The sequence below is a fragment of the uncultured Nonlabens sp. genome (assembly GCF_947495285.1).
Taxonomy (GTDB): Bacteria; Bacteroidota; Bacteroidia; order Flavobacteriales; family Flavobacteriaceae; genus Nonlabens.
Window position 1 is genome coordinate 101,181 of the sequence record NZ_CANLXZ010000007.1, and the last position, 26,928, is coordinate 128,108.

Genomic DNA, 26,928 nt, shown 5'->3' on the forward strand with positions numbered 1-26,928 from the left:
AAGGATGAATGAAAATCCTGTTGTACCTTTAAGCAGGGGTTTTATGTGTTTAACATTCTTAGAGTCTATGCAATAAAAAGAATATCTTATTGCATCCCATGCTGATAGAAGGACAAACACACTAATTTCTTTAAAAAAAACAGATATAGCACGGCCGTAAATGTTATTTTAAAAGATGGTTAGGTAAGAATATATTACTTTTAATAACACCCTATAAACCTCTTCTCATGAGAAATATTCTCCTTGTTTTAATCGCTTTTCTATCCTTAAATTTATCTACTGCTCAAACAGTACAAGACCTTATAGATGAAGTGGACTCTAGCAGATTATTAAACACTCTCAATGAATTTTCTGGAGAAGTATCTACAGTGGTAAATGGCAATACTGTTACCATTTTAAATCGTGTGAGTTCTTCAGGAAATGATCTTGCCGCAAACTATTTAATCGAGCAATTTAACAGTTATAACAATCTCGTCGTTTCTGATGATGTTTACTCTACTAGCGGTAGAAATATTATCGCTACTCAAACTGGTTTAACACAACCTAATAACATCTATATTATCTCTGCACACTACGACGCTGTAACAAACTATTGTGCAGACGATAACGCTTCTGGAACGGCCGCTGTTCTTGAAATCGCAAGAGTTTTATCTAAGCAATGCACCGATACAACAATAGTTTATGCTCTTTGGGATGAGGAAGAGATAGGTCTGGTAGGAGCTCGTAATTACGCTACAGCTGCTGCCTCAAGAGGTGATAACATTTTAGGAGTTCTTAATATTGACATGATGGGTTATGACGGTGACGGAGATAATGAATTTGATATTGATGTGCGCAATATTGCAGGTTCTATTGCTATGAAAGATGAAATTGTAGCGCTATTAAACACCTACAATGCCAGCATTAATCTTAGTGTTAATGTAGTAGATCCAGGTACGCCCTTGAGTGACCACAAGCCTTTTTGGGATCAAGGCTTTACTGCCTTACTACTAGGTGAAGCATGGTCTAAGAACGATCAAAACTCTGCCTATCACACTAGTGATGATCGTATTAACTTAATAGACATGTCATACTATCACGATATGGTACAACTTTGCATGGCATATATGGCTACTAAGGCTGGTGTATCAAGTAACGACACTTCTATCACACAAACAGCAAACACCTTACAAGTAAATCAAACTGGCGCCAGTTACCAGTGGATCAACTGTGACACAGACGCTATTATTCCAAGTGCGACAAATGCAACATACACTGTTTCATCAACCGGCGACTATGCCGTAAATGTTACTATTAATGGTTGTACAGAAAAAAGTAATTGTTTTAATGTACGTTCTTTAAATGAAGCTCATTCATATGTTACCATTGTCTCACTTTACCCTAATCCTGTAAAGGATCAATTAAACATTACTTTATCTATGGACGAAGCGAACCTTAAGATTTACGATATCAATGGTAAATTAATTATAAACGAGAGTCTTACAAATAGAGAAAACACCATTGATACGAGCAATTTAAAATCTGGACTTTATTTTTCTATTATAAAATCAAGAAATATTACTAATACTCAAAAATTAACTAAAAGATAAAACCTCAACATTTTAAAAAAGTGAGGCTTTTTTTTCATGAATTAAGTGAGTTAATTCTTAACGACCTTTTTAGTAACTTTAGAAACTTTATTACTAAGTTGAATAATATAAACACCATTAGGTAGAGAAGATAAGTCGACAGATTTACTTACCTGCTTATTTATTAACTTTTGTCCTAAAGTATTAAATACAACGATCTCTATTTCTTGATCTCCTATATTCTCAATAAAAAGAATATCCTGAGTTGGATTAGGATAGACCCTCAGTTCACTTATTTCTGGATGCAATTGAGGTTTTGCAATAAATATTTCTTCTTCGCTGGCATTTCTAGAGTTTGTTCCTAGACAGAAATTTCTGGTTTGTGTAGCGTTAAAATTACCACCAGAAGTAACCATATTACCACTATCCAGTCTTGTTAAACGATAAGCTCCATTTCCATATTGACAACACATCCCATCTCCAAAAGAGTCATTAATGACAAAAGAGTAACAACCTGCAGGAACCGTACGATTTATATTCAGAGTAGATCCCTGAACCTGCGATCCATAATTACCTCCAGATGCTACGACCTGATTAGAACTGTTTTTTAATTGCCAGCTCGTCTCGACTGGGTATTGATCAAAGGTTAAGGTAATTCTTATATCAAAGTTTGAAGAAAGTGGTGGCATTGATCCAGTTGTAACTTTAATATCATCCACCGCCATATCTCCTTGCCATGTTGTTCCTGTAACTCCATTTAATCTAAGTTGCACATTTCTCCCGCTATAAGCTCCTAAATCAATACTAGCTGTTCTCCAAGAATCCCCTTGATTACCAGATTTGCTCCATATACTGGTCCATGAAGACCCATTTGTACTCGCCTCTACTTGCAAACTACCCATATTACTTGCACCGTACATATGATATTTAAAACTAAAAGTAGAAGTATCACTTAAATCTAAACAAGGACCATATAAAATAGCTCTATCACCATTATTATTAGGTGCAGAAGATTCCATATAAATATAATCTGAACCTGCACTAGCCCTTGATGGACCTGTATTACTAGATGGAGTACTTCCAGATCTACGTTCCCAGTTAAAATCATCTCTAGAGCTATTGTTCCAGTTTCCAAGATTGTTTTCAAAACTTTCTGCATAAGGGAAAGTGCTTACAGTAGATGTACATAATGTATCACCATTATTACTACCACCAGTAGAATTACCGAAACGATCTTCAGCCTGTGGACCGCCCCATATTACGGTTGCTAATATAGGGTTATCAATAAAAGGATTTCTATTTCCTTGTATGTTCTCAATAATTGGATTGCGCTGTAATTCAAACGCGCTCACTGGATCATCTACATTCCACTGTAAAAATAAATCTATCATACCGCTATCACCAGAGACCTCATTACCTATACCCACATTAGACGCTAGACATCTACTTCCATATCGCACATACATATACATTATCATACGCGCTACATCACCTTTCCACTCGTCACCTGGATACCAGTTTCCTTGTGTCGTTATATTTGCATTACCACTACCATCAGCAAATCTCCTACTACCTCGATCACCATTAAAAGAAGGATCTGCAGGACGTAAATGATGCACATCAGATCCAGGACCAGAAGACCCTAAATTAGGATTACCTAAAGACCTGGGATACACATGCTCCCTATTCCAGTCTGTAGAAGCACCACCATTAGAGTTTTTGTTTCTAGAACGATCTGTTTTTAACACACCATCATTATCATCATAACCATATACGAGAACAACATTATTAGAATTAATAGGATCTAAGTCTATTTGTTTCAATGCATTCCATACACCAGGCGTATAAGAAGGTGTAGATACATTTGTACTGATTTTTGAAGCAAGTTCAGATTTTAATAACTGTCCTGTTTTTGTTAAATCAACATCATTGTAATAAGAAGGAACTTGAGCTCCTAATGCTCCAGTAATAAGTAAAGCAATTGCCAATAATCTTGTTTTCATATGGTTGGATTAAAGTTATTTTAAAGAATGGAAAATTAATCATACTGATAGTAGAAGTATATAAAGTTAATGTTATCAAATCAAGAATAAATTGGGTTTATCTACAGCTGTGATATTATTAATAAAATGATTTAAATTTAGTTAAGCTGTAATATTTCCGCTTTCGCGAAAGCGAGAACAAATTAATTGATCCCATACATAAAAAAATTATATATACGCTTACAGATATGTTAAAACTTCATTTTATCGATAAAAAGCAAAATGACGTAACTGCTATAAATCAAAGAGTTAAAAAGTGTTAACTAATAATCTAGAAAACTAATAGGGGATTAGTGAATGAAAGTAAACATTTGTTTATACATTGTGAGCTTTTTATAACTAAAACCAAATAAATCTAAACGTATGAAATTGTTTCTACACAAAAGACTGGTGTTTCTATTGATGCTAGTCGTGCAATTTTCTTTTGCACAAGAAAAACAGATCTCTGGTACCGTATCAGACTCCTCGGGAGAAGTATTACTGGGCGTTAATGTTCTCAAGAAAGGAACTAAAACTGGAGCACAAACAGACATTGACGGTAAGTACAGCATTCTAGCCCAAGAGGGTGACGTGCTTGTTTTTTCTTACTTAGGACTGCAAACTAAAGAAGTTAATGTTACTGGAGAGCAAATACTTAATGTTATCTTAACCGATGATGCTGAAGCATTAGGAGAAGTGGTAGTTATTGCGCAAGGAATAAAAGCAAAACCAAGAGCTCTAGGATATGCCATTGCAACAGTAGACTCTGACGAGATCACAAGAGCTAAAGAGGTAAATGTTATATCTGCACTAGCTGGTAAAGCTCCTGGTGTGAGTGTAACTAACTCTTCAGGTTCAGTTGGAGCGTCTGCTAACATTAGAATTAGAGGTAATAGCTCTATAGTAGGTGGAAACTCTCCTTTGTTTATTGTAGACGGTGTTCCTATTGACAACTCATCTACATCTGAAGCAGATGGAGATGGAGGTCTAAGCGGTACTGACTTCTCAAACAGAGCGGTAGATCTTAATTCTAATGACATTGCTAGTGTAACAGTATTAAAAGGACTAGCAGCTCAAACCCTTTATGGTATAAGAGCTTCTAATGGTGTAGTATTAATAACTACTAAGAAAGGTAAGTTAGGTAAAACGACTGCTAGTATTACTTCTAACACAACATTCTCACAATACAATAAAGTTCCAGATCTTCAAAGAACCTATGCTCAAGGTGGTGTTGTAGGTAACGTTTTAACCTACAGAGGTCCAGAAACTTTTGAAGGAGATTCTTGGGGGCCTAACGTTAATACTCTTGAATACGATGGAGCTACTGACTATCCTTTTGACCGTAATGGTCGTCTAGTTGCAGCTGGAACAGGAAATGGACAGGCTGCAAATACTTATGACCATTATGACTTCTTTAAAACAGGGGTTCTTCAAGAGAATAACTTTTCTGTCGCAGGAGGGAATGAAACTATAAGATACCGTGGATCTATAGGAAGATTAACTCAAGATGGAATTTCACCAAATGAACAATTTGACAGAAAAACTTTTAGAGCAGATATAAATGCGAAATTAGATGACAAATTTAGCTTAGACATGTCTGGACAGTATAGTGTATCCGGTGGTAATCGTGTACAAAGAGGTTCTAACATATCTGGTATAATGTTAGGTCTAGTAAGAAGTACACCTACATTTGATAATGGTAACGGTCTTACAGGACAAGATGCTGCAGACAATTCTTCCTCTTACTTTTATGATATAGCAGGTCAGGAATTACCAGGTCAGAGAAGTTATAGAGATGGAATTTATAACAATCCATACTTTACAGTGGCTCAAAATTCTAACACAGATGATGTGAATCGTTTTATCGGTAAAATTGGTCTTAATTACAAATTAACTGACGAAGTTGAAATAAGAACTGCTCTTTCTGTTGATCAATATACAGATCAAAGAAAATCTGGATTTAATATTCTAGACGCATCATTCGGTTCTGGTAGAGTTCTAAATGACCAAATTGCAAATGCTGATATTAACTGGAACATGGTAATCAACGGTTCAAAGCAATTAAATGAAGATTTAGGTTTTACATATAATGTGGGTTATGATGGTTACTATACCAAATTTAGTCGTCGTATTCAAATAGGTGATGGATTAACTATCCCTGGATTCTTTGATGTGAGCAATGCTTCTTCTAGTCAGGTGCGTGAGTCTGCAGGAGGAAAAAAATTAATTGGCGCGTTTGCAACAGCTAGTTTCAACTACAAAGATATGATCTATGTAACTCCATCATTTAGAAATGACTGGTCATCTACATTACCAGTAGGTAACAATTCTTTTCAATCTTATTCTATAGGATCTAGTTTTGTATTTACTGAACTTTTTAAAGAAAATGATTCTTTCTTAGACTACGGTAAACTTAGATTATCATATGGTTCTGTAGGTAAAGATGCTCCTACCCTAGCAACAACTACTGTATTCGGTGGTTCGTTTATAGGTGGTGACGGTTTTATTCAAGGCGTTGCTTTCCCTGCTTATGACACGGTATCTTTTGAGAGATCTGGTCTAGCTGGTAACCCAGACTTAACTCCTGAAAAAGCAAGAGAATTTGAAGTAGGTATGGAATTAAAAATGTTTGATAACAAATTAAAATTTGACGTAACATATTACGACAAACTTTCTTCTGATGTAATCTTACCAGTAGATGTAGCATCTTCTTCAGGTTTCACCAGTAAAATAGATAATGCAGCAGAGATTTCTAACAAAGGGGTAGAAATAGCACTAGGTTATACACCTATAAGAACGGAAGATTTCCAATGGAATATAGATGTTAACTGGACTACTTATGAGAATATTGTAGAATCACTTGCACCTGGGGTAGAGCAGGTTACTTTAAATGGATTCTCTAGCACATCTGCAGTAGCAGCTGCTGGACAACCTTTTAGTGCAATATTCGGTAGTAGTTTTCAAAGAGACGACGCAGGTAATGTTTTAATAGGTGACGACGGTTATCCTATTCAAAGTACTGAGAATTCTATCGTAGGTGATCCTACTCCAGACTGGCAAGCAGGAATAAGCAATACTATTTCTTATAAGGATTTCTCTTTATCATTCCTTTTTGACATTAGAAAAGGTGGTGACGTATGGTGTGGTACTTGTGGTATTTTAGATTTCTTCGGTACATCTGCGCGTACTTTAAATAGAGATCAAACTACCGTTTTTCAAGGTGTTGTACAGTCTACTGGATTACCTAACACACAAGTAGTGCCTTATTATGATTCAACTATTTCTGAAAACAATAACTTCTATAGAAGGTATGGCTTTGGTGGTACTAGTGAAAGTAGTATCTACGATGGTTCCTGGTTAAGACTAAGAGAACTAACTGTTACTTACAACTTACCTTCTAACTTACTAGAAAAAACATTCTTTGAAAGTGCGTCGATTTCTGCATATGGTAGAAACCTATGGTTAAGTACTGATTATCCTGGAGTAGATCCAGAAACTAACTTAACAGGTGATAGTAATGGTTATGGTTTAGATTACTTCAATCAACCTAATACAAAAAGTTATGGTGTAAACCTTAATCTTAATTTTTAAAAAAAGCCGATATGAAAAAAATACAAATATTAATAGGAGTCCTTTTTCTCAGCTTAGTATCCTGTGAAATTACAGACGAGAACATAGATCAAAATAACCCAAATGGCACATCAGTAAATGCAGGTGCCGTTTACCCTGGTATGATTGCACAAACACATAGAAATATGGTTGCGATTAATGCTAGAATAGCAGGAATAGTTACCCAACAATATGAAGGGCTAGATGCACAGCAAATAGCATATGACCAATATAATATCGGTGAAGATGACACTGATGATTATTGGGATGCGGGACTATATGGTACAGGTGCAATGCCAGATTGTTATGGTATCTTTACTAATAACACTGAAGAGGTAGGAGCACTAGCAAAATTATACATGGCTACTAACCTAGGCCTAGCTACCACTATGTGGGGTGATGTACCTTATGATGATGCATTCATTGGTGATCAAGGTAATTTTAACCCAACATTTGATTCTCAAGAAGACGTTTATGCTACTATCCAAAGATTACTAGATGAATCAATTGCTGCAGGAGTATCTAGTGGTATAGGAGAATTTTATGGTGTTGGATCTGGTGGAGCTGATTGGGAAAAAACAGCGAGAGCATTAAAAGCTCGTTATTACATCCATTTAACTTCAGTTGATAATACCGCTGCAGCTAGTGCTCTTGCACAAGCACAGTTAGCATTATCTAGTACAAGTGAACAGGCAGATTTTGTTTATTCCTCGCCTGCAGCAAACTCAAATCCTTTGTTCTTGTTTGACGCTGACAGACCTGGCACACTAGGTGTAAGCCCGCAGTTAAGTTCTTTAATGACAGGAGACCCAAGACTACCAGTTTACACTAACGTAGATGGTGATTTTGCAGGAACTGGCTTATTCTGGGGACAAGCAGACTCTCCTACTCCATTAATTTCTTATTGGGAAGTAAAATTTATAGAAGCTGAAGCTATCGTAAGAACAAATGGCACCGATGCAGATGCTCTTGCTGCATTGCAAGATGCTGTAGAAGCTAATATGATTTACGTAGGAGTATCACAAGCAGATGCAGATAACTACACCGCTGCACTAACTCTTTCTGGAAGTATGGACAATAAAATAGAAACGATTATTACTGAAAAATATAAATCTTTCTATGGTAACGCACCGCTTGAAGCATGGACAGATTTTAGAAGAACAAAATTCCCTACTTTAACGCCTAATCCAAATGCGGTAGGAGGTGTTAACCCTTCTAGAGTTATTCCACGTAGATTTCTATACCCTATTTCTGAAAGATTAACTAACAGTACTAATTATAATGCAGCAATTAGTGCACAAGGTGGACATTTATTAGATAACGACATGTGGGCATTTCCCACTAACTAAGGATTAGCCAACTGTTTAAATTTTGATGTGACATCACATTATTATAGTCCTTTACTAGAAACTCGATAATTTAATTATCGAGTTTTTTTTTGTTTTAAGCTCGCTTTCGCGAAAGCGAAACTAGAAACAACTCTTTTTTTAACCTAACCGTTAACGCTACGTTAAGAATTAATCGATTATATGATAATATATTTAGGCATCATTTATAATTATAAAAATAATGCGTACAATTAAAATGTTGATGGTGCTGCTTTTTGCAGTATCTATGTCGACGAGCTGTTCTATTTTCCAAGGAAAGAAGAAGACACCTGGCATCAGTGCCCCAAAGAAGAAACCTAAAAAGGGTGACTTAAAACCTTATAGTCAGGTGATAACTAAAGAGGCAAAAAGTGACAAAGGACTCTTTACGGTCCATCAGGTGGAGAATAAATGGTTTTATGAAATACCTGATAGCCTATTTAATAGAGAAATGTTAATGGTAACACGTATTGCAAAAACTGCTTCGGGCCTCGGTTTCGGCGGTGGTAAGCAAAACACCCAAACACTGAGATGGCAGAAAAAGAATAAGCAAGTATTACTTAGAGTTGTATCCCATCAAGTAGTTGCAGCAGACTCTTTACCAGTAAGTATTGCAGTAGAAAATTCAAATTTTGAACCTATTCTTTACTCTTTCCCTATTAAGGCTGTAAAAAAGGATAGTGTTACTAACAATACCGTGATCGATGTTACTGACTTCTTTACAAAAGATGTAAAAGCTATAGGTTTCCCACAAAGGGCTAGAACTAGATATAAAGTTAGTAGAGTTGACGCAACGAGATCCTATATAGATACTTTACGTTCTTATCCAGAAAACATAGAAACAAGACACGTAAAAACATACTTTTCTAGTGCACCACCTTCTAATAGAAGCGTGCAATCCATATCAATAGAGTTAAGTAACTCTATGATACTGTTACCTAAAGTGCCTATGAAGAGACGTTACTTTGACCAGCGTGTAGGATGGTTTGCTAGAGGTCAACAAGATTATGGCCTTAAGGATCAGAAAACTAAAACAGTTGCTTACCTAGACCGATGGAGACTTGAGGTAAGAGATGAGGACATGGCAAAATTTAGGGCTGGTGAACTAGTTGTACCTAAAAAACAAATAGTTTACTATATAGACCCTGCAACTCCTGTTCAATGGAGAAAATATATAAAGCAAGGTATAGAAGACTGGCAAGTTGCTTTTGAAAACGCTGGTTTTAAAGAAGCTATAATTGCAAAAGATGCTCCTTCTAAAGAAGAAGATCCAGAATGGAGTCCTGAAGATGTAAGATTTTCAACGGTGAGATACTTAGCCTCTCCTATTCCTAATGCAAATGGACCTCACGTAAGCGACCCAAGGTCTGGAGAAATTCTAGAAAGCGATATCAACTGGTACCATAATGTTATGACTTTATTACACAACTGGTTCTTTATACAAACGGCTGCTATCAATCCTGATGCCCGTATGAATAACTTTGACGAAGAGGTTATGGGACGTTTAATACGTTTTGTTAGTGCTCACGAGGTAGGACACACTCTAGGTTTACCTCACAATATGGGTAGCTCTATCGCTTATCCTGTAGAAAAATTAAGAGACCCTGAATTTACTAAAGAATTTGGTACAGCACCTTCAATAATGGATTATGCGCGTTTTAATTATGTAGCACAACCAGAAGATGGTGATGTAGCATTAATGCCAGATATAGGTCCTTATGATAAATATGCTATCAAATGGGGTTACATGCCTATTCCTGACAAGACTGCAAAGGAAGAAAAGAAAACACTTGATTCTTGGATTCTTGAAAAAGCAGGAGATCCTGTTTATAGGTTTGGTCGTCAACAATTTGGTGTTATTGATCACACCTCACAGACGGAAGATTTAGGTGATGACTCTATGCGCGCTAGTGCATACGGTATTAAAAACTTAAAACGCATTGTGCCTAATCTAAATAAATGGACTGGTGAAGAGGGAGAAAACTATGATCAATTAGAGACAATGTATGGACAACTAGTAGGGCAGTTTAACCGCTATATGGGTCATGTTACTGGAAATATAGGTGGAGTAAAAGAAACTTATAAAGCTTATGGTCAAGAAGGTGCTGTTTATGAGCACGCCTCAAATGACAAACAACAGCGAGCGATGTCTTTCTTACAAAGCCAATTATTTGACACACCAGAATGGCTTATCGATCAAAATATATTCAACAAAATTGAATCTGATGGTGGTATAGAAAGAATAAGAAGTATACAAGTAAGGTCTTTAAACAATTTACTAGACTTTGGACGTATGGCACGTCTGATGGAAAATGAAGAAGCAAATGGCAGTAACGCCTATGGACTTCTTGATATGATGACTGAATTAAGAAAAGGAATTTTTAAAGAACTTCCTAGAGGTAAAAAGATAGACCGCTACCGTCGTAATTTACAACGTGCTTATGTAGAAAGACTCGAGTTTATTATGAATAATGAAGCGTCTAGAAGTCGTTTCGGTGGTACCAGAATTGATGTGGAGCAAAGTGATATTAGACCTATTGTACGTGCAGAATTAATAATTCTTAAAAGAGATGCAAGTCGTGCTGCTAGCCGTACTGGTGATAAATTATCTAAAATTCACCTACAAGATTTAGTAGCTAGAATTAACATGATACTTGATCCTAAGTAATTAATTTACTTTTAATATTTATCAAAAAGCCGATTCAGTTATTTGAATCGGCTTTTTTTATGGGAAAAATGGAACGGTTATAGGATAGGCTCTCTTAAAAGCTATTTTTCTATATTTGATTCTCAACAACGCCCACTTTATCTCTTATAATTTTAAGAACAATTAAAAAGTTAACAAATATTCCAAATGAAATATGAAAGCTAAGATTTTAGAATATTTAAAAAACGACCATCATCACTGGTGGACTGTTGGACTTTTACCAGGCATCTATTCTCTATTATATTTATACCAGAACAACTTTACTTTAGTTAATTCTTGGGAGCAATTTATAGCTTTCTTAATTTATTTTATCGTTGCCCCATGTACAGCGCTTGTTTTACTAGATTTCATATTCAGGAAGAAAATCCATATAGATAGAAAACATTTATATTATTGCTTTTTAATAAATAACCTTGCAGTTATCCTGTCCTTATTTGTCTTTATGAGGTGGAGATGGAAAGCCCTTATTCTAGTATTTATAATAACCATAGCTACTTCTAAATACCTATCTAAATTCTATAAAATCGGTGTATTACTTTTAAGTATCATGATTATTCCTGCGGCATTACAATTAGGCAACTATTATTATCAGTCCATATACAATGTTCAAGAATGGTCACAACCACAAAGTTTTGAAAAATTAAATTTCACAAAAAAACCTAACATATATCTGATTCAGCCAGATGGTTATGTAGGTAAACCTACCATGACTGGCCCTTTATATAAAAACAAAAATCACGAGTTCTACGATACTCTGGAGGCACTCAATTTTAAATTTAATCACTATTACCGTAGTAACTACCCTTCTACACTATCCTCTAACAGTACGTTATTTAACACGCAACATCATTATTTTAACCATGGCAAGGCAAAGAACGAACTATATAATGCCAGAGATAAAATTATGGGGACAAATTCAGTTTTAAGAACTTTTAAAAATAATGGATATGAGACAAATGCGATTCTACAAAGTAACTATCTATTATACAATAGACCTGAGGTATTCTATGATTACATAAACATAGAAATGGAAGACGTATCATTTTTTCCTATATTTCATAATGACATCGATTATTCTTATGATTTTAAAAAAAGGTTAAACAATAATCAAAGCACAGCGCCACAATTTTACTTCATAGAAATATTGAGCCCTAGTCATATTAGTCACAGCAAAAAATTTAGTTTAGGGATTGAAAAAGAGACTGAGATATACTTAGAAAAAATACCTGATATCAATACAGAGATAAATAAACTCATAAATTTTATTATATCTAATGATAAGAATGGAATAATAATCATTGCAGCAGATCATGGCGGATTTGCTGGATTTGAATACACCACTAGTGCTTACCATAAAACTACTAACAGAATAGAATTAAAGAAAAGTATTTTCAATTCTTTACTAGCTATTAAAGCATCAGATGAATTTACCCCTTACAGAAAAAGGATTACCAGCTCTATAAATTTATTCCCTGAGTTGTTTTCCTATCTATCAGACCAGTCACAACCCACTATAACTAGAGATGCTTCTAGCTATATATTTATTAAGGGACCTAAAAACGATGGTGTTTATCAATATTTTAATACAGATGGAGAAAATGTTACCGTAAAAAAGCAGAATCATATTCAGTAAATAGGCTTAAAAAAAAGAATAACGATCTATTTACCCCTTACCTTTTTCTCCCAAGCCCAGGAACTAGCTAGTGCTTCTTCTAGACTGTATTGAGATTTCCATCCTAATGCGCTATTTACCTTATCTGTTTGAGCAAAAGCTTCTACTACATCACCAGCGCGACGGCCCACTATTTTATAGTTTAATTTTTGTCCACTAGCCTTTTCAAAAGCTGTTATTACTTCTATTACTGTTGAGCCTTCACCTGTACCTACATTGAATACCTCAAAATTCACTTTAGCTTTTTTCTCTAACAATCTGGATAATGCAGACACATGAGCTTTTGCGAGATCTACTACATGAATGTAATCTCTTATTGCGGTACCATCTCTAGTTGGATAATCATCTCCATAGACAGATAATTGCTCTCTTAAACCTATTGCTGTTTGTGTAATATACGGCACTAGATTCTGTGGTACTCCTAGTGGCAGCTCTCCTATCAGGGCACTATCATGTGCACCTATAGGATTAAAATATCGCAATGCTATCGCTTTAAAATTAGGATTTACCTTACAAGTATCCTGTATAATTTCCTCTCCTATTTGCTTTGTATTACCATAGGGAGATTCTGCAGCTTTTATAGGTGCATTTTCAGTAATTGGTAAATCATCTGCCTGACCGTAAACAGTACAAGAAGAACTGAATATGAAATTGACTTTTTTATCCTGGATATTTTGCAATAAATACACTAGAGCATTTATATTATTTTCATAATATAATAATGGTTTTTCTACACTTTCTCCCACTGCCTTAGAAGCAGCAAAATGAATAATTCCCTCTATATCATGGTGCCTTTTAAAAAACTCAGATAATTCAGTTTTATCTCTAACGTCTAGCTGTTCAAATTTAGGTTTCAAACCTGTAATAGAATTTATGTTATCTAGAACATCGATAGATGTATTAGATAAATTATCTATAATAACCACATCATATCCTTGTTCTTGTAATTCTACAACTACATGAGAACCTATATATCCCAAACCTCCGGTAACTAATATTTTCATACTCTGTAAAACTACAGTATTTAAATAAATGACAAAAAAAAGAGCTGTAAAAATTACAGCTCTTTAAATATTTTTTTTTCAAACACTAGTCTTTAAGCAGTCCTCTTGAAATTACTATTTTTTGAATCTCACTAGTTCCCTCATAAATCTGTGTGATTTTTGCATCTCTCATTAAACGCTCTACGTGATATTCTTTTACAAAACCATTACCTCCATGTACTTGAACAGCCTCTACAGACACATCCATAGCGGTTTGTGAAGCAAAAAGCTTTGCCATGGCACTACTCATGTCATAATTACGACCTTGGTCTTTATCCCAAGCACTTTGCATAACCAGATGACGGGCTGCTGTTATATTAGTATGCATATCTGCTAGTTTAAATGCAATAGCCTGGTGGTTACAAATCTCAGTACCAAATGCTTTTCTAACCTTAGAATAATCTCTAGCTAGTTCATAAGCTCCAGATGCTATACCTAATGCTTGCGCGGCAATACCTATGCGACCACCAGAAAGAGTTTTCATGGCAAATTTAAATCCAAAACCATCCTCACCTATTCTATTTTCTTTAGGTACTTTAACATCATTGAAAATTAAAGAATGAGTATCACTACCACGTATCCCTAATTTATCTTCTTTTACACCTACTTCAAAACCATCCCAACCTTTTTCTACTATAAAAGCATTAATACCTTTATGCTTCTTCTCTTTATCTGTTTGTGCTATTACAAGATAAAAATCTGCGCTATTACCGTTAGTAATCCAGTTTTTAGTACCGTTAAGCACATAGTGATCACCCTTATCTATAGCTGTAGTCTTTTGCGAGGTGGCATCACTACCAGCTTCTGGCTCAGATAAACAAAAAGCACCCAAAGATTCTCCTGTAGTAAGCTTAGTAAGGTATTTTTCTTTTTGAGCTTCTGTACCATATGTATCTAGACCCCAACATACTAATGAATTATTTACAGAAACGATTACTGATGCACTTGCGTCTATTTTAGAAAGCTCTTCCATTACTAATACGTAAGAAATAGTATCCATACCACCGCCTCCATACTTAGGAGATGACATCATACCCAGAAAACCTAGTTCACCCATTTTCTTAACTTGCTCAGCAGGAAATCTTTGAAGATTATCTCTTTCTATAACACCAGGTAAAAGCTCTGTTCTTGCAAAATCTCTTGCAGCATCTCTTATCATTAGATGCTCTTCTGTTAGGCCAAAATCCATTTATTCTTGTCTTTTTTAGTTATTTTTCCGTTTTGCAAATCTAATGTTATTCTACACCATTTTCAACACCTTTAACTTATGAATCATCAGTACTATAACGTTTTAGGGGTAATGTCTGGAACATCACTCGACGGCATCGATATCGCACACATTACCTTAGTACGCAAAGATGTCTGGAGCTTTCAAATCCATAATGCAGAAACTATTGCCTACACAACCTCTATAAAAAGAAAACTAGCCGCAGCTATTCACTACGATTCTATAGCAATAAAACAACTTAATAAAGAATACACCGACTACTTAGGAAACACCATAAAAACCTTTATCACTAAGCATGGTATAAAAAACATAGCAGCAGTATGTTCCCACGGACATACTATTTTTCATAATCCCGGAGAAAAATACACATTACAAATAGGTAATCTTCCTCAAATTGCTAAAATCATTAAGCAACGAGTGGTCTGCGATTTTAGAGTGCAAGACGTAGAGTTAAATGGTCAGGGCGCACCGCTTGTACCTGTGGGAGATCGTCTATTGTTTGGTGATTATGATTATTGCCTCAATCTAGGCGGATTTGCAAACCTGAGTTTTGAAAAAAACAAAAAACGAATAGCCTATGACATATGCCCAGTAAATGTCGTTCTCAACCATTATTCTCTTAAACTAGGTAAAGAGTATGATGCAGGTGGCGCTTTCGCGAAAGCGGGAAAAATAAAAACATCGCAATTAAAACAATTAAACAACCTGCCCTTTTACGAAGAATCCTACCCTAAATCTTTAGGGATGGAATGGGTAAATGAACACATATTTAAAATTCTAGATTCTATTAAAACAATAGACGCTATTGCAACATTTACAGAACACGTGGCCGTGCAAATAGCAAAACAATTACAGTCTGAAAAAACTTTATTAATAACTGGTGGCGGCGCTTTCAATACTTATTTAATAGATTCTATAGAAAAACATAGCGCAGTAAAAACTACTATTCCAGATGATAAAATAGTAGAAAACAAAGAGGCATTAATATTTGCATTATTAGGTATCTTAAAATTGCGCAACACAAACAACTGTTTATCAAGTGTTACTGGAGCAAATAGAGATCATAGCAGTGGCGTTATTCATGTCCCTTAAGAAAATGTAAAAAAGTAGATTTCCAATTGTCACTATGTTATCTTTGTGCAAACTAATTAAGTTTAATGAAACAACTGCTTAAACGTTATGAAAACGCCAGTCCAGAAATCGTTTTTCATTGGAATGATTCAGAAACAGATGCCGAAGGATGGGTAGTAATTAATAGTTTACGCGGTGGCGCAGCCGGTGGTGGTACTAGAATGAGAAAAGGACTAGATAAAAATGAAGTGCTTTCTCTAGCAAAAACAATGGAAATAAAATTTACAGTTTCTGGTCCCGCAATAGGTGGAGCAAAATCTGGAATTAACTTTGACCCACAAGATCCTCGTAAAAAAGGAGTACTAGAAAGATGGTACAAAGCAGTATCTCCTTTATTAAAAAGTTATTATGGTACTGGTGGAGATCTGAACGTAGATGAGATTCACGAGGTTATACCCATGACAGAAGATTGTGGTGTCTGGCACCCTCAAGAAGGGGTTTTTACTGGACATTTCTCACCTAGTGAAGCAGATAAAATTAATCGCATAGGGCAATTGCGTCAGGGTGTAATTAAAGTAATAGAAAACCCTACTTTTTCTCCAGACGTTTCCAGAAAATATACAGTCGCAGACATGATCACCGGTTATGGTGTTGCAGAGGCGGTAAAGCATTTCTATGCCATCTATGGTGGTAATGTAAAAGGAAAACGTGCCGTTGTACAAGGATTTGGTAATGTAGGTAGTTCTGCTGCTTTTTACCTTTCTCAAATGGGAGTGAAAATAGTAGGAATTATAGACCGCGCTGGCGGTTTGATTAATGAAAATGGTTATAGCCATGAAGAGATTACACAATTATTCTTAAATAAGGATGGAAATACTCTTAATGCAAAAAATCTTATACCATTTAAAGAAGTAAATGATCGCATCTGGAAAATAAAAACCGAGATTTTTGCTCCTTGTGCGGCCTCTAGATTAATATCTCAAAATCAAATAGATCAAATGATCGCATCAGGATTAGAGGTTATCTCTTGTGGTGCAAATGTTCCGTTTGCAGACAAGGAAATATTTTTCGGTTCTATTATGGAACATACAGATGAGCAGGTTAGTCTAATACCTGACTTTATATCTAACTGTGGTATGGCCAGAGTATTTGCCTACTTCATGGAACGTCGCGTACACATGACCGACGAAGCAATTTTTAATGACACTAGCATGACCATACGTAATGCTATTCAGAATACTTTTAATAATAACAGTTCAAAAAAACAAATCAGTTCTACTGCATTTGAAATAGCACTTAAACAATTAGTTTGATGAAATACTTTTTAGGTAATAGTCCCAAGTGGTTTAAATTAACCATGATATTTTTCTTAATCTTTAACGTGATCGGTTACTTTACACTAAGCGGTATGGTTATGGGATGGGTCTTTATAGCAGAATTTATTTTCTGTCTAGCAATGGCATTAAAATGTTACCCACTGCAATCTGGTGGTCTACTAGCCATACAAGTTTTAGCTTTAGGATTAACACATCCTATGTACAAGATAGATCACGACACGCATAAACCTGTTCTAGATGAGCTAGGTAATCATGTGATAGGTGGTGTATATGCAGAGGTTGCTCAAAATCTAGAGGTCATTCTTCTCCTGGTATTCATGGTAGCAGGTATTTACTTTATGAAACCTCTATTGATGTACATCTTTGTAAAACTATTTACTAAGATTAAATCAAAAATAGTATTATCTCTCGTATTCCTTTTATTAAGTGCGATTCTTTCAGCCTTTTTAGATGCGCTTACCGTTACAGCTGTATTGATAAGTGTAGGTATAGGTTTTTATAATGTATACCACACCATTCATTCTAGCGATCTAGATTTAGACAAAGATAACAAGCTAGACAGAGAACAATTGAGTGGTGAGACTCTTGAGAAGTTCCGTTCCTTCTTGCGCAGTCTAGTAATGCACGGCGTGGTAGGTACCGCTCTAGGTGGTGTTTGTACTATCGTAGGAGAACCACAAAACCTTTTAATAGGTTCAAAAATGGGCTGGGATTTCATAGAATTCTTTAAAGTTATGTCCATTATTACTATGCCCGTACTGGTAGCTGGTATACTTACCGCTGTCTTTTTAGAAACGACTAAAACATTTGGTTTTGGTCAGAAAATGCCGCCCGTAGTACGATCTATAATTGAAGGATGGATGGAAAAAAGAGACGTAGAGAGAACTAATAAAGAAAAATACGCATTAGTAGTACAAGCCGTATCTGCCATATTATTAATTGCCGCTCTTGCCTTACATCTTGCACCGGTAGGTTTTATAGGACTAGGGTTGATCGTTATTCAAACAGCATTTATGGGTATTACAGACGAGCACAGTCTAGGTAAGGCCTTTGAAGAAGCTCTTCCATTTACAGGTTTACTAGTTGTTTTCTTTGTAATCGTTGCTATGATACATGATCAACACCTCTTTGCTCCTATAATAGAATGGGCATTGAGCCAGGACGCATCTAGTCAGCCAGCCATATTTTACCTTGCAAACGGTTTTTTAAGTATGATATCAGATAACGTTTTTGTTGCAACTGTATACATAAACGAGGTAAGTAACGCATATACTTCAGGATCGATAACTAGAGAACAATATGAACATCTAGCAGTCGCTATTAATACTGGTACTAATCTACCTAGTGTTGCAACACCTAACGGTCAGGCAGCATTCTTATTCTTACTTACATCTGCACTAGCGCCACTTATCAACCTATCTTATGGTAAAATGGTAAAAATGGCATTACCATACACTATCGTGTTGACAATAGTAGGACTAGGTTGTGTTATATACTTCTTATAAGAAAAGAGTATTATTGTAAAAGATTGTTGTGATATCGCTTTTGCGAAAGCGGAACATTTAAAATAAAAACGCAATTTGAGAGGCAATGAAACACCTATAAATTGCGTTAACAACCCTACTAATTACTTAATTAATGAGCCTACTATTTCAAGACACCGCACAAGCTAGCACAGAGGCAGTACCTCTAGTAAATGAGCAATCTGAATCTCTACTAGAATTAATTACCGCTGGTGGACCCTCTGGAACTATCATTATAGCTGTATTAATTCTTTTATTATTCTTTGCGTTGTACATTTATTTTGAGCGACTTATGAAAATAAGATCCAGTTCTAAAATAGACAGCTCTTTCATGCTTAACATTAAAGACCATGTTTCTAACGGTAGACTAGATGCTGCAAAAATGCTTTGCGCAAAAGAAGACTCTCCAGTCGCTAGATTAACTGAAAAGGGCATAAGTCGCATAGGCTCACCGCTAGAAGATATTAATAGTGCGATAGAAAATGCAGGAAAACTAGAGGTTTATAAATTAGAGAAAAATGTGAGTATGCTAGCAACTATTGCAGGTGCTGCACCTATGATAGGTTTTTTAGGTACTGTTATCGGTATGGTATTAGCCTTTAAAACACTAGCAGATGCTGGTGGTAGTGCAGACATGGGTAGCCTAGCTGGTGGTATCTATACCGCTATGATTACTACAGTTGCAGGACTTATAGTAGGTATCGTTGCTTACATAGGTTACAATCATCTAGTTGTTAAAACTGATAAAGTTGTACATCAAATGGAAGCAAATGCATCTGACTTCTTAGATCTATTAAACGAACCTGCTTGATTATGAATTTAAGAGGTAGAAATAAAGTTAGTCCAGAGTTCTCGATGTCGTCTATGACCGACATCGTGTTTTTACTTTTGGTATTCTTTTTGCTCACATCTCCATCTATCACTCCTGAAGCTTTAGATCTATTACTACCTAGCGCTGGTGGTAAAACATCTACACAAGGTAAGGTAACTGTAAGCATCTCTAAAGAAGGTGTGTACTATGTAGATGCAACACAGGCAACAGAAGAAGATCTAGAAAGTAGAATAGTAAATACCTTACAAGGCAAAGAAAAACCTACCATCATGTTGCGATCTGACAAAGACGCTGCCGTAAGTTATTCTGTCAAAGTAATGGATATCGCAAATAGGAATAAGATCCAAATAGTCCTGGCGGTTAAAAACAATTAGACATGAGTTACTTAAAGACAAAAGAACAAAGGATATCTGCAGTAATAAGTACTCTACTTATTTTGATTCTTATTCTCTTATTCAGATTTGTCTCTGTAATTAATGTAATTGAACCACCAGAAGATGCCGGTATAGCCATCAACTTTGGTAATACAGCATTAGGTTCAGGAACTGTTGAAACAGCAAAACCTACTAAAGTTGCACCTCAATCTAAACCAGAGATAATTGAGCAACAAGAAAGCCCACAATCTGAAAATATAGTCACACAAGAAAATACAGATGCACCTGCTGTAGAATCAAATCCTGATGTTAAACCAGACACAAAACCGGTAACTACAGCTGTTACCAAACCTGTAAAACCAAAGGCAGAACCTAAACCAGACTCGTCTGTTTTAGATGCTTTAAACAGTGTCACAGGAGCAGAAACTGTAGATGGAGATACAAGTAAAGGACAAGGTCCTGGAGATGGACCAGGTAATAAAGGTGATATAAATGGGGATCCATATGCAAATACCTATTACGGCGCTCCTGGTAGCGGTCAAGGTGGTAAAGGGTATGGATTAAATGGTCGTGGTAAAGTAGCTGGTAACGGTGTTACTCCTGATTGTTTTGAAAGTGGCAAAGTAATCGTAGAGATACATGTAGATAGATCTGGTAAAGTTGCAAACGCCTTTCCTGGCAAGAAAGGAACCTCTAATAAAGCAAACTGTTTATTACTCGCCGCAAAACAAAGTGCTATGACCTATAAATTTAGTCCTGCCCCTAAGGCACAAGCTATACAAATAGGTTTTATAGAAGTCATATTTAAAGTAGGAGAATAAAATTGTTTACTTACAAAGAAACACTAGACTGGCTGTTCTCACAGCTACCTATGTATCAAAGAGCAGGAAAAGCGGCCTATAAAGCCGATTTACAAAACACTATAGACCTAGATAATCACCTAGGCAACCCACACAAAGCTTATAAAACCATACACCTAGCAGGTACAAACGGCAAGGGTTCTACCAGCCATATGATAGCTAGTGTACTGCAAGAAGCTGGATACAAAGTAGGACTATACACATCTCCACATCTTAAAGATTTTAGAGAACGCATAAGGATAAATGGCGAGATGTGCACCGAAGATTTTGTAGTAGAATTTATACATAAACATCAAGCATTTTTTAAGGATCATCAATTATCCTTTTTTGAAATGACCGTAGGCATGGCATTTCAATATTTTAAAGAGAAAAATGTAGATATCGCTATTATAGAGACAGGCTTGGGTGGTAGACTAGATTCTACTAACATTATCACTCCTATTATATGCGCAATTACTAACATAGATAAAGACCATACCGCTATATTAGGTAACAGCTATTCTAAAATAGCCATAGAAAAAGCAGGTATTATTAAAAATTCTATCCCAGTAGTTATAGGTGAAAAAAGAAGCTACTTAAAAAAGCTATTTACCCTAATCGCTATGGAGCAAGACAGCCCCATACACACAATAGACCATAGAACAAAGAGCTTACCAACAGATCTTAAAGGCCATTATCAAAAGTCAAATGTAAGAGTTGCTAGCAAAGTAATAGAGTTAATTAGCCCGTTGCACTTCACTATTACAAAAGCACACAAAAGCAAAGGATTATTAAACGTAGCCCAAAATACAGGATTAAGAGGCAGATATGATGTAATAAATGAATTTCCTAAAACCATATTAGATACCGCACATAATGTAGCAGGAATAAATCTATTGATAGATCAAGTAAAAAAGGAATCGTTTAATAAATTACATATAGTTTTAGGAATGGTAAAAGATAAAGACATTAATAGTGTTATCAAACTTTTACCCAAGAATGCAGTTTATTACATCTCAACACCAAATATTCCTAGAGGAATGAAAAAAAATATTTTAAGCTCTCATTTAAATCATCACAATCTACCTAACACGATCTTTAATACTGTAAATGAAGCGTTTAACGAAGCAAAAACAGCTGCAAAGAATGAAGATTTGATCCTAATAACCGGTAGTACATTTGTAATTTCAGAAATAATTTAAAAAAAACTTCTAAAAATTCTTTGCGTTTCAAAAAAGGGTTGTATATTTGCAACCGCTTAGGGCGCTTAGCTCAGTTGGTTCAGAGCACTTGGTTTACACCCAAGGGGTCAGGGGTTCGAATCCCTTAGCGCCCACAAAAGGTCTTCAGAAATGAAGACCTTTTTTTATGCAATAAATTTAAGTTGATTCATACTTTTATTATTGCTTTAAAACCACCTTCAGATTAGATCATCTCAGACCCCATCAATCATCTACTTGTAACACACGCTACCGCAATTCAATTAATTTAGTAGTTAGGGTATTAATTACTGCTTTTAAGCCACTTTTTCGTCAAATTGAGATACTACTATGCTTGCTAGCCATACACTGCTTAAAAAGCCGTATTCATGCTATATCCATTACATTTATACAGTCTAATCTCTAAAGCAACGATTTAATAGATGGATAAGGAAAACTACATAAAATTAGTAGCACGATGTACTACCTAATTTTGGTTAAAAGCAAAAGTAAAGTTTTGAAGATTGTATAATATGAAAAGGCAGACAGTCGGAAAAAATATCAAAGTCTCTCAAACAGAAACAAGGTACGAGCCGTTCCTACGATTTTCTCAGATTTTATCAAATTAAAATGTTTTTGGTACGCTTTCGCGAAAGCGGATATAGTATAATCATCAAATAAATGACGAGCCTCTCGCTTACTGTCTAGAATAAACTCAACCCAACTATCTTCTCTATCTGGAAATTCAATAATTAAGTATTTAGAAAACTGAGAAAAGTATTGAGCACTCATCTCAAATGGAACGTTACCACTTAAAGTAATGTGATGAATTAAAGCTAACGCCATGCACAAATCGGGCGCAAAATCAATAACTCGAGAATTAAATGATGATCTCTCCTGGTTATCAAACCCAATTGCTGGTGACGGTTGCAATAAATCATTTACCACGCATGTCAACTTATTAGAATCATTTTTGAGGTGTTCAAGATAGCATTGATCAACAGCAGGCTGATCGATATCACAAACTATAAGCTGATCTACCTGTGCTAATAATTCCTTACCGAATGTGCCATCATTGCCTCCTAAATCAATAACTTTTTTAGAATTTAATTCTTTATTCCATTTTACGATAAGATCTTTCTTAAACTCAAAGGACTTCTCGTTATAGTTAGTTACTGAATAATATTTAGACCATTCTGTATTCTCCTTAGATTCCATGTTATCTATAAACATCTCCAAGGCAGATAGCATTTTAATCTGACTGGCTTTACTCAGTTCTACAGATGGATTAGAAATACCGTGGTTAGTATCATTTTCACCATCGGACTTAGATAACGTATATATGTGGCTGTAAACAGTAGGATTAAACCTGCTAAAAAAAGGCAGTTGTCTTTTTACCTCATTCAGATCCATACCATTAATAGAATATTGAAGAGTTTTCAAATGTAAACTTCCATGATATTGAGAAAGTAAAAGAGGGCCAAAAAAATGCTGGTTGAACTGTTTGAGCGCTTTCCATGGTGTATTTGCCTTATATCGCTCTATACTCAAAGTATCTATAAAAATGGCTTTTCCCTTATGGAACGTTACATTAAAGGCGCTAGCATCTTTAAGGCAAAAATCATTTTTGAGCAACCCTATTTGTAACCTGAGAGTTAGTTGAGCTGCATGCTTATACTGCGTGAAACTCCACTCATATGGGTAAGTAATGAAATCCAATTGCTCTGGCTCTAAGACAATTCTGCTAGGATTAGAAGATAGTTCTTTGTGTCTTACTAACCATTTTTTATCAAATAAAAAATTATATATTCCTGAGGATACCGCAGCATTATATTCATCAAAAAAAACTGGATTGATCTGTCGGTAGACTTTACCATCCTTTTTAAAAATAAATCCTGAAGGATCTCTATATGATGAAGGGTGTCTCAATATTATTTAATTTCAGTGTCTTTGTTATAATTACTGTCAAAACTATTCTCTTTGGCTGCTTTTCTTATGCCCAACCAGCCTTGTAAAATAGTAATAATCTTTTTGTAAAATAAAACAAAACCAGCTACTGTTGCAATGGCACCCTGTGCAATCATCATTCCAAGGCCAGCATCAAAATAGAGTAAATTATTCATTCTGCAATTTATTTAAAATTAATAATCTTATAGCAGTGTTGCTACTTGAACATTTATCCACTCAAGAAAACGTTCATCATTCTCATTAAAAGCATTTATAGTATTACTATCTATATCGATCTGACCGATATTTTTACCTTCTTTAAACATAGGAATCACGATCTCACTTTTCACATGAATACTACAAGCAATGTAATTATCCTGCGCAAGGACATCTTCAACAACAAAATTAGAATTTGAAACAGCCACCTGACCGCAAATACCTTTACCAAATGGAATAATCAAGTGGTCTGTCGGTATTCCTGCCTGGCTCCAAAGATGTAATGTAGGTTCTGACTCATGTGCCATGTAAAAACCAACCCAATTGTAAGTATCGATCGTACTCTGAAGTAAATCACATACCGCTTGCATTTTTTGCTTAACATTACCAACATTACTGTCTATAATATCTGTAATCTGAGGTTTCAAGATATCTAAATTCATATTCTAACTTTAATTAAAAGCAAAGCTAGTATTTGGTTTCCTTATAATAACTAAATTTGTGTAAAATAAATCTATTTGGAAACATTAAAACCTTATTATTCTATATTCAAGTTTGTTGCTGTATTTTTCGGTATTTACATTCTGCTTTCAATAAGTTATTATCTGTTTTTAAATATGGAGTGGAGTAGTTACAACTATCCAGACCCTATAACTTCAGAAATAGGACATCAAACTAAAGAACTACTAAACTCAATAGGAATAAAGACAGACACAATTAACTCACCCACACATCCATCAGTAATTCTTTTTATAAACGAAGTCAGAATTTATCGAATAATAGAAGGTTGCAATGCTGTTAGTGTAATGATTTTATTTATATCCTTCATCATAGCATTTGCTCAAGGTTTAAAAAAGACTTTTTTATTCATATTAATGGGAACGAGTTTTATTTACATAGTCAATTTAATCAGGTTAGTGTTACTTGCATTGATATATGTATCCTATAAAGACTACGCACATTTTGCGCATGAAATAATATTTCCAACTATAATATACGGTGCGGTAATTATTTTGTGGCTCTACTGGATTAAAAACATGAAAAATGCGTAAAATTAAAATGATATTAATCATATCTGTATTAATACTAGGATTAATATCAGTACGAGTTTTTGAATCATATTTATTTTACGACCCTTTCAATTTTTATTTCAAAAATAATTTTCAAAATATCTCTATTCCTAATTTTAGTATAATAAAATTGCTGTCATCGTTTACATTACGATTCCTTATTAATCTAATTTTAGCATTGAGTATTATCTGGTTTTTATATAGAAGTAAATCATTCATAAAGGCAACATTTTGGGTTAATTTCACATCTTACCTAATACTTCTAACATGCTTTATGATATTTTCTGAATTTGATTATAATTGGATTAAAATGCTTTTATTCTACATTAGGAGATTTCTTATTCACCCTATACTTTTATTGATCTTAATACCAGGTTTTTATTTTATTAAATTTATTAAAACTAAAAACCAATAATTCTTAACAACCTATAAATGCTCTAAAAATTTAAGCATTACCAAATTAATAAACACCATATATAACAAATAATACCAATTTACTTTTGATAAGTCTATATGAAAGCATTTTTATAATGATGATTACTAGTTATTGATTTTATGGTCTGGCTACTCATACTAACTACTGTTGTGTGCAACCATTTTTTCAGTTCTCCCATGGATTCAAAGCGTTGGTTTTTAAACCTATTTTTTATGTACTGCCATACTTGCTCACAAGGATTCAGTTCTGGATTGTATGGTGGAATTCTTAGTAGATGTATATTATCAGGAACTACTATATTTTTTATGAATGAAAGCCTGCGTTGTCTATGACTACAATTTTAAATTCGTTTTGGTTTATATAATGAAAACTCTTTTAGGTAAGCTTCGAAAATTGTAGTGTCTACTCCATTTATCTCCCAGACAAAGGAGTCTCCGTTTATAGGAGAGCTATACCATTTTTATTTTGAAAAGTCGTTATTTATAGTTATATTTATGGATGGCAAAACCGAAAGAATTTTTGATAACTGAGAGCTTTGAAGAGCTCAAAAAACTACGTAAACAACATAAAGATTTGAACCTAGCTAAGCGTGTTCTATGGTTGATTTATCTTAAGGAGAAAAAGTTCAAGACGCGAGTAGAACTCTGCGATTACTTGGATATAGTTCCAAAAACCGAACAAAGATGGAGCAAACGATATCGTCTAGGTGGAATAGAGGAGCTTCTTAACGACAAATCCAAAGTCAGAAAGTCAAAGTTATTCTCACCAGAAGTACACAAAGCACTAGAGGATCGTCTTAATTTAAGTGAAAACGGATTTCTCGGATATTGGGACGCCCAGCAATGGGTAAATGAAAACTTCGATTTAAA

At 35.0% G+C, this 26,928-nt stretch carries 22 protein-coding genes and 1 tRNA gene; 16 read left to right on the forward strand and 7 right to left on the reverse strand.

Going from position 1 to position 26,928, the window contains the following annotated elements; all coding sequences use genetic code 11:
- Positions 1–227 precede the first annotated feature (227 nt).
- Positions 228–1,589 carry a M28 family peptidase gene (locus tag Q0838_RS04420; RefSeq protein ID WP_298951831.1) on the forward strand — a complete coding sequence of 454 codons (1,362 nt, stop codon included), beginning with the start codon at positions 228–230 and terminating at the stop codon, positions 1,587–1,589.
- A gap of 50 nt (positions 1,590–1,639) precedes the next feature.
- Here the strand turns inward: Q0838_RS04420 and Q0838_RS04425 are convergent, their stop codons facing one another.
- Positions 1,640–3,571, reverse strand: coding sequence for an endonuclease (locus tag Q0838_RS04425; protein ID WP_298951832.1), 1,932 nt, complete (start codon positions 3,569–3,571; stop codon positions 1,640–1,642).
- A gap of 402 nt (positions 3,572–3,973) precedes the next feature.
- On the opposite strand from Q0838_RS04425, the gene Q0838_RS04430 reads away from it, so the two are divergent.
- The 4 genes from Q0838_RS04430 (at position 3,974) to Q0838_RS04445 (ending at position 12,905) form a co-directional block, all read left to right on the forward strand.
- Positions 3,974–7,180 carry a SusC/RagA family TonB-linked outer membrane protein gene (locus tag Q0838_RS04430; RefSeq protein ID WP_298951833.1) on the forward strand — a complete coding sequence of 1,069 codons (3,207 nt, stop codon included), beginning with the start codon at positions 3,974–3,976 and terminating at the stop codon, positions 7,178–7,180.
- A gap of 11 nt (positions 7,181–7,191) precedes the next feature.
- Entirely contained in the window at positions 7,192–8,547 is a 1,356-nt protein-coding gene (locus Q0838_RS04435) for a SusD/RagB family nutrient-binding outer membrane lipoprotein (RefSeq protein ID WP_298951834.1), read from the forward strand.
- Between the two features lie 220 nt (positions 8,548–8,767).
- Positions 8,768–11,233 carry a zinc-dependent metalloprotease gene (locus Q0838_RS04440; protein ID WP_298951835.1) on the forward strand — a complete coding sequence of 822 codons (2,466 nt, stop codon included), beginning with the start codon at positions 8,768–8,770 and terminating at the stop codon, positions 11,231–11,233.
- A gap of 193 nt (positions 11,234–11,426) precedes the next feature.
- On the forward strand, positions 11,427–12,905 hold the full coding sequence (locus tag Q0838_RS04445; protein ID WP_298951836.1) for a hypothetical protein: 1,479 nt from the start codon (positions 11,427–11,429) through the stop codon (positions 12,903–12,905).
- A gap of 26 nt (positions 12,906–12,931) precedes the next feature.
- On the opposite strand, the gene galE is transcribed toward Q0838_RS04445, so the two are convergent.
- A complete protein-coding gene (galE, locus tag Q0838_RS04450) occupies positions 12,932–13,948 on the reverse strand; it encodes a UDP-glucose 4-epimerase GalE (RefSeq protein WP_298951837.1) in 1,017 nt (338 codons plus the stop codon).
- A gap of 85 nt (positions 13,949–14,033) precedes the next feature.
- Entirely contained in the window at positions 14,034–15,176 is a 1,143-nt protein-coding gene (locus Q0838_RS04455; protein ID WP_298951839.1) for an acyl-CoA dehydrogenase, read from the reverse strand.
- A 78-nt stretch (positions 15,177–15,254) separates the two neighbouring features.
- On the opposite strand from Q0838_RS04455, the gene Q0838_RS04460 reads away from it, so the two are divergent.
- The 8 genes from Q0838_RS04460 to Q0838_RS04495 all read left to right on the forward strand — a co-directional run bounded on the left by Q0838_RS04460 (position 15,255) and on the right by Q0838_RS04495 (position 22,527).
- Entirely contained in the window at positions 15,255–16,307 is a 1,053-nt protein-coding gene (locus Q0838_RS04460) for an anhydro-N-acetylmuramic acid kinase (RefSeq protein WP_298951842.1), read from the forward strand.
- Between the two features lie 65 nt (positions 16,308–16,372).
- A complete protein-coding gene (locus Q0838_RS04465; RefSeq protein WP_298951844.1) occupies positions 16,373–17,599 on the forward strand; it encodes a Glu/Leu/Phe/Val dehydrogenase dimerization domain-containing protein in 1,227 nt (408 codons plus the stop codon).
- Positions 17,599–19,128, forward strand: a complete 1,530-nt coding sequence (gene nhaB, locus Q0838_RS04470) for a sodium/proton antiporter NhaB (protein ID WP_298951846.1) — start codon at positions 17,599–17,601, stop codon at positions 19,126–19,128. The genes Q0838_RS04465 and nhaB overlap by 1 nt, the downstream gene beginning before the upstream one ends.
- 133 nt (positions 19,129–19,261) lie before the next feature.
- Entirely contained in the window at positions 19,262–19,957 is a 696-nt protein-coding gene (locus Q0838_RS04475) for a MotA/TolQ/ExbB proton channel family protein (protein ID WP_298951848.1), read from the forward strand.
- Between the two features lie 2 nt (positions 19,958–19,959).
- On the forward strand, positions 19,960–20,352 hold the full coding sequence (locus Q0838_RS04480; RefSeq protein WP_298951862.1) for a biopolymer transporter ExbD: 393 nt from the start codon (positions 19,960–19,962) through the stop codon (positions 20,350–20,352).
- Between the two features lie 2 nt (positions 20,353–20,354).
- Positions 20,355–21,173 carry a hypothetical protein gene (locus Q0838_RS04485; protein ID WP_298951851.1) on the forward strand — a complete coding sequence of 273 codons (819 nt, stop codon included), beginning with the start codon at positions 20,355–20,357 and terminating at the stop codon, positions 21,171–21,173.
- Between the two features lie 50 nt (positions 21,174–21,223).
- The gene (locus Q0838_RS04490; protein ID WP_298951864.1) at positions 21,224–22,393 is read left to right on the forward strand and encodes a folylpolyglutamate synthase/dihydrofolate synthase family protein; all 1,170 of its coding nucleotides are present in this window, start codon (positions 21,224–21,226) and stop codon (positions 22,391–22,393) included.
- Positions 22,394–22,452: 59 nt separating this feature from the next.
- Positions 22,453–22,527 (forward strand) — tRNA-Val (locus Q0838_RS04495).
- A 424-nt stretch (positions 22,528–22,951) separates the two neighbouring features.
- Here Q0838_RS04495 and Q0838_RS04500 read toward each other — a convergent pair.
- From Q0838_RS04500 to Q0838_RS04510, 3 genes are read right to left on the reverse strand one after another with little or no spacing between them, the layout of a single operon-like run.
- Complete coding sequence (locus Q0838_RS04500; RefSeq protein WP_298951853.1) at positions 22,952–24,319, reverse strand: class I SAM-dependent methyltransferase; 1,368 nt, start codon at positions 24,317–24,319, stop codon at positions 22,952–22,954.
- Between the two features lie 2 nt (positions 24,320–24,321).
- Complete coding sequence (locus Q0838_RS04505) at positions 24,322–24,513, reverse strand: hypothetical protein (protein WP_298951855.1); 192 nt, start codon at positions 24,511–24,513, stop codon at positions 24,322–24,324.
- Positions 24,514–24,540: 27 nt separating this feature from the next.
- Entirely contained in the window at positions 24,541–24,996 is a 456-nt protein-coding gene (locus tag Q0838_RS04510; RefSeq protein WP_298951857.1) for a GAF domain-containing protein, read from the reverse strand.
- Between the two features lie 75 nt (positions 24,997–25,071).
- Here Q0838_RS04510 and xrtF point away from each other — a divergent pair, with 75 nt between their 5' ends.
- Positions 25,072–25,605: an exosortase family protein XrtF gene (xrtF, locus tag Q0838_RS04515; protein ID WP_298951858.1), complete on the forward strand. Its 534-nt coding sequence runs from the start codon at positions 25,072–25,074 to the stop codon at positions 25,603–25,605.
- A 7-nt stretch (positions 25,606–25,612) separates the two neighbouring features.
- Complete coding sequence (locus Q0838_RS04520; protein ID WP_298951866.1) at positions 25,613–26,038, forward strand: exosortase F system-associated protein; 426 nt, start codon at positions 25,613–25,615, stop codon at positions 26,036–26,038.
- A gap of 94 nt (positions 26,039–26,132) precedes the next feature.
- Here Q0838_RS04520 and Q0838_RS04525 read toward each other — a convergent pair whose 3' ends face one another.
- Positions 26,133–26,366 (reverse strand): transposase, encoded by a 234-nt coding sequence (locus Q0838_RS04525; RefSeq protein ID WP_366942012.1) that lies wholly within the window; start codon positions 26,364–26,366, stop codon positions 26,133–26,135.
- A 191-nt stretch (positions 26,367–26,557) separates the two neighbouring features.
- Here Q0838_RS04525 and Q0838_RS04530 point away from each other — a divergent pair.
- Positions 26,558–26,928, forward strand: a 371-nt coding sequence (locus Q0838_RS04530; protein ID WP_298951859.1) for a transposase, incomplete at its 3' end; no start/stop codon positions are given.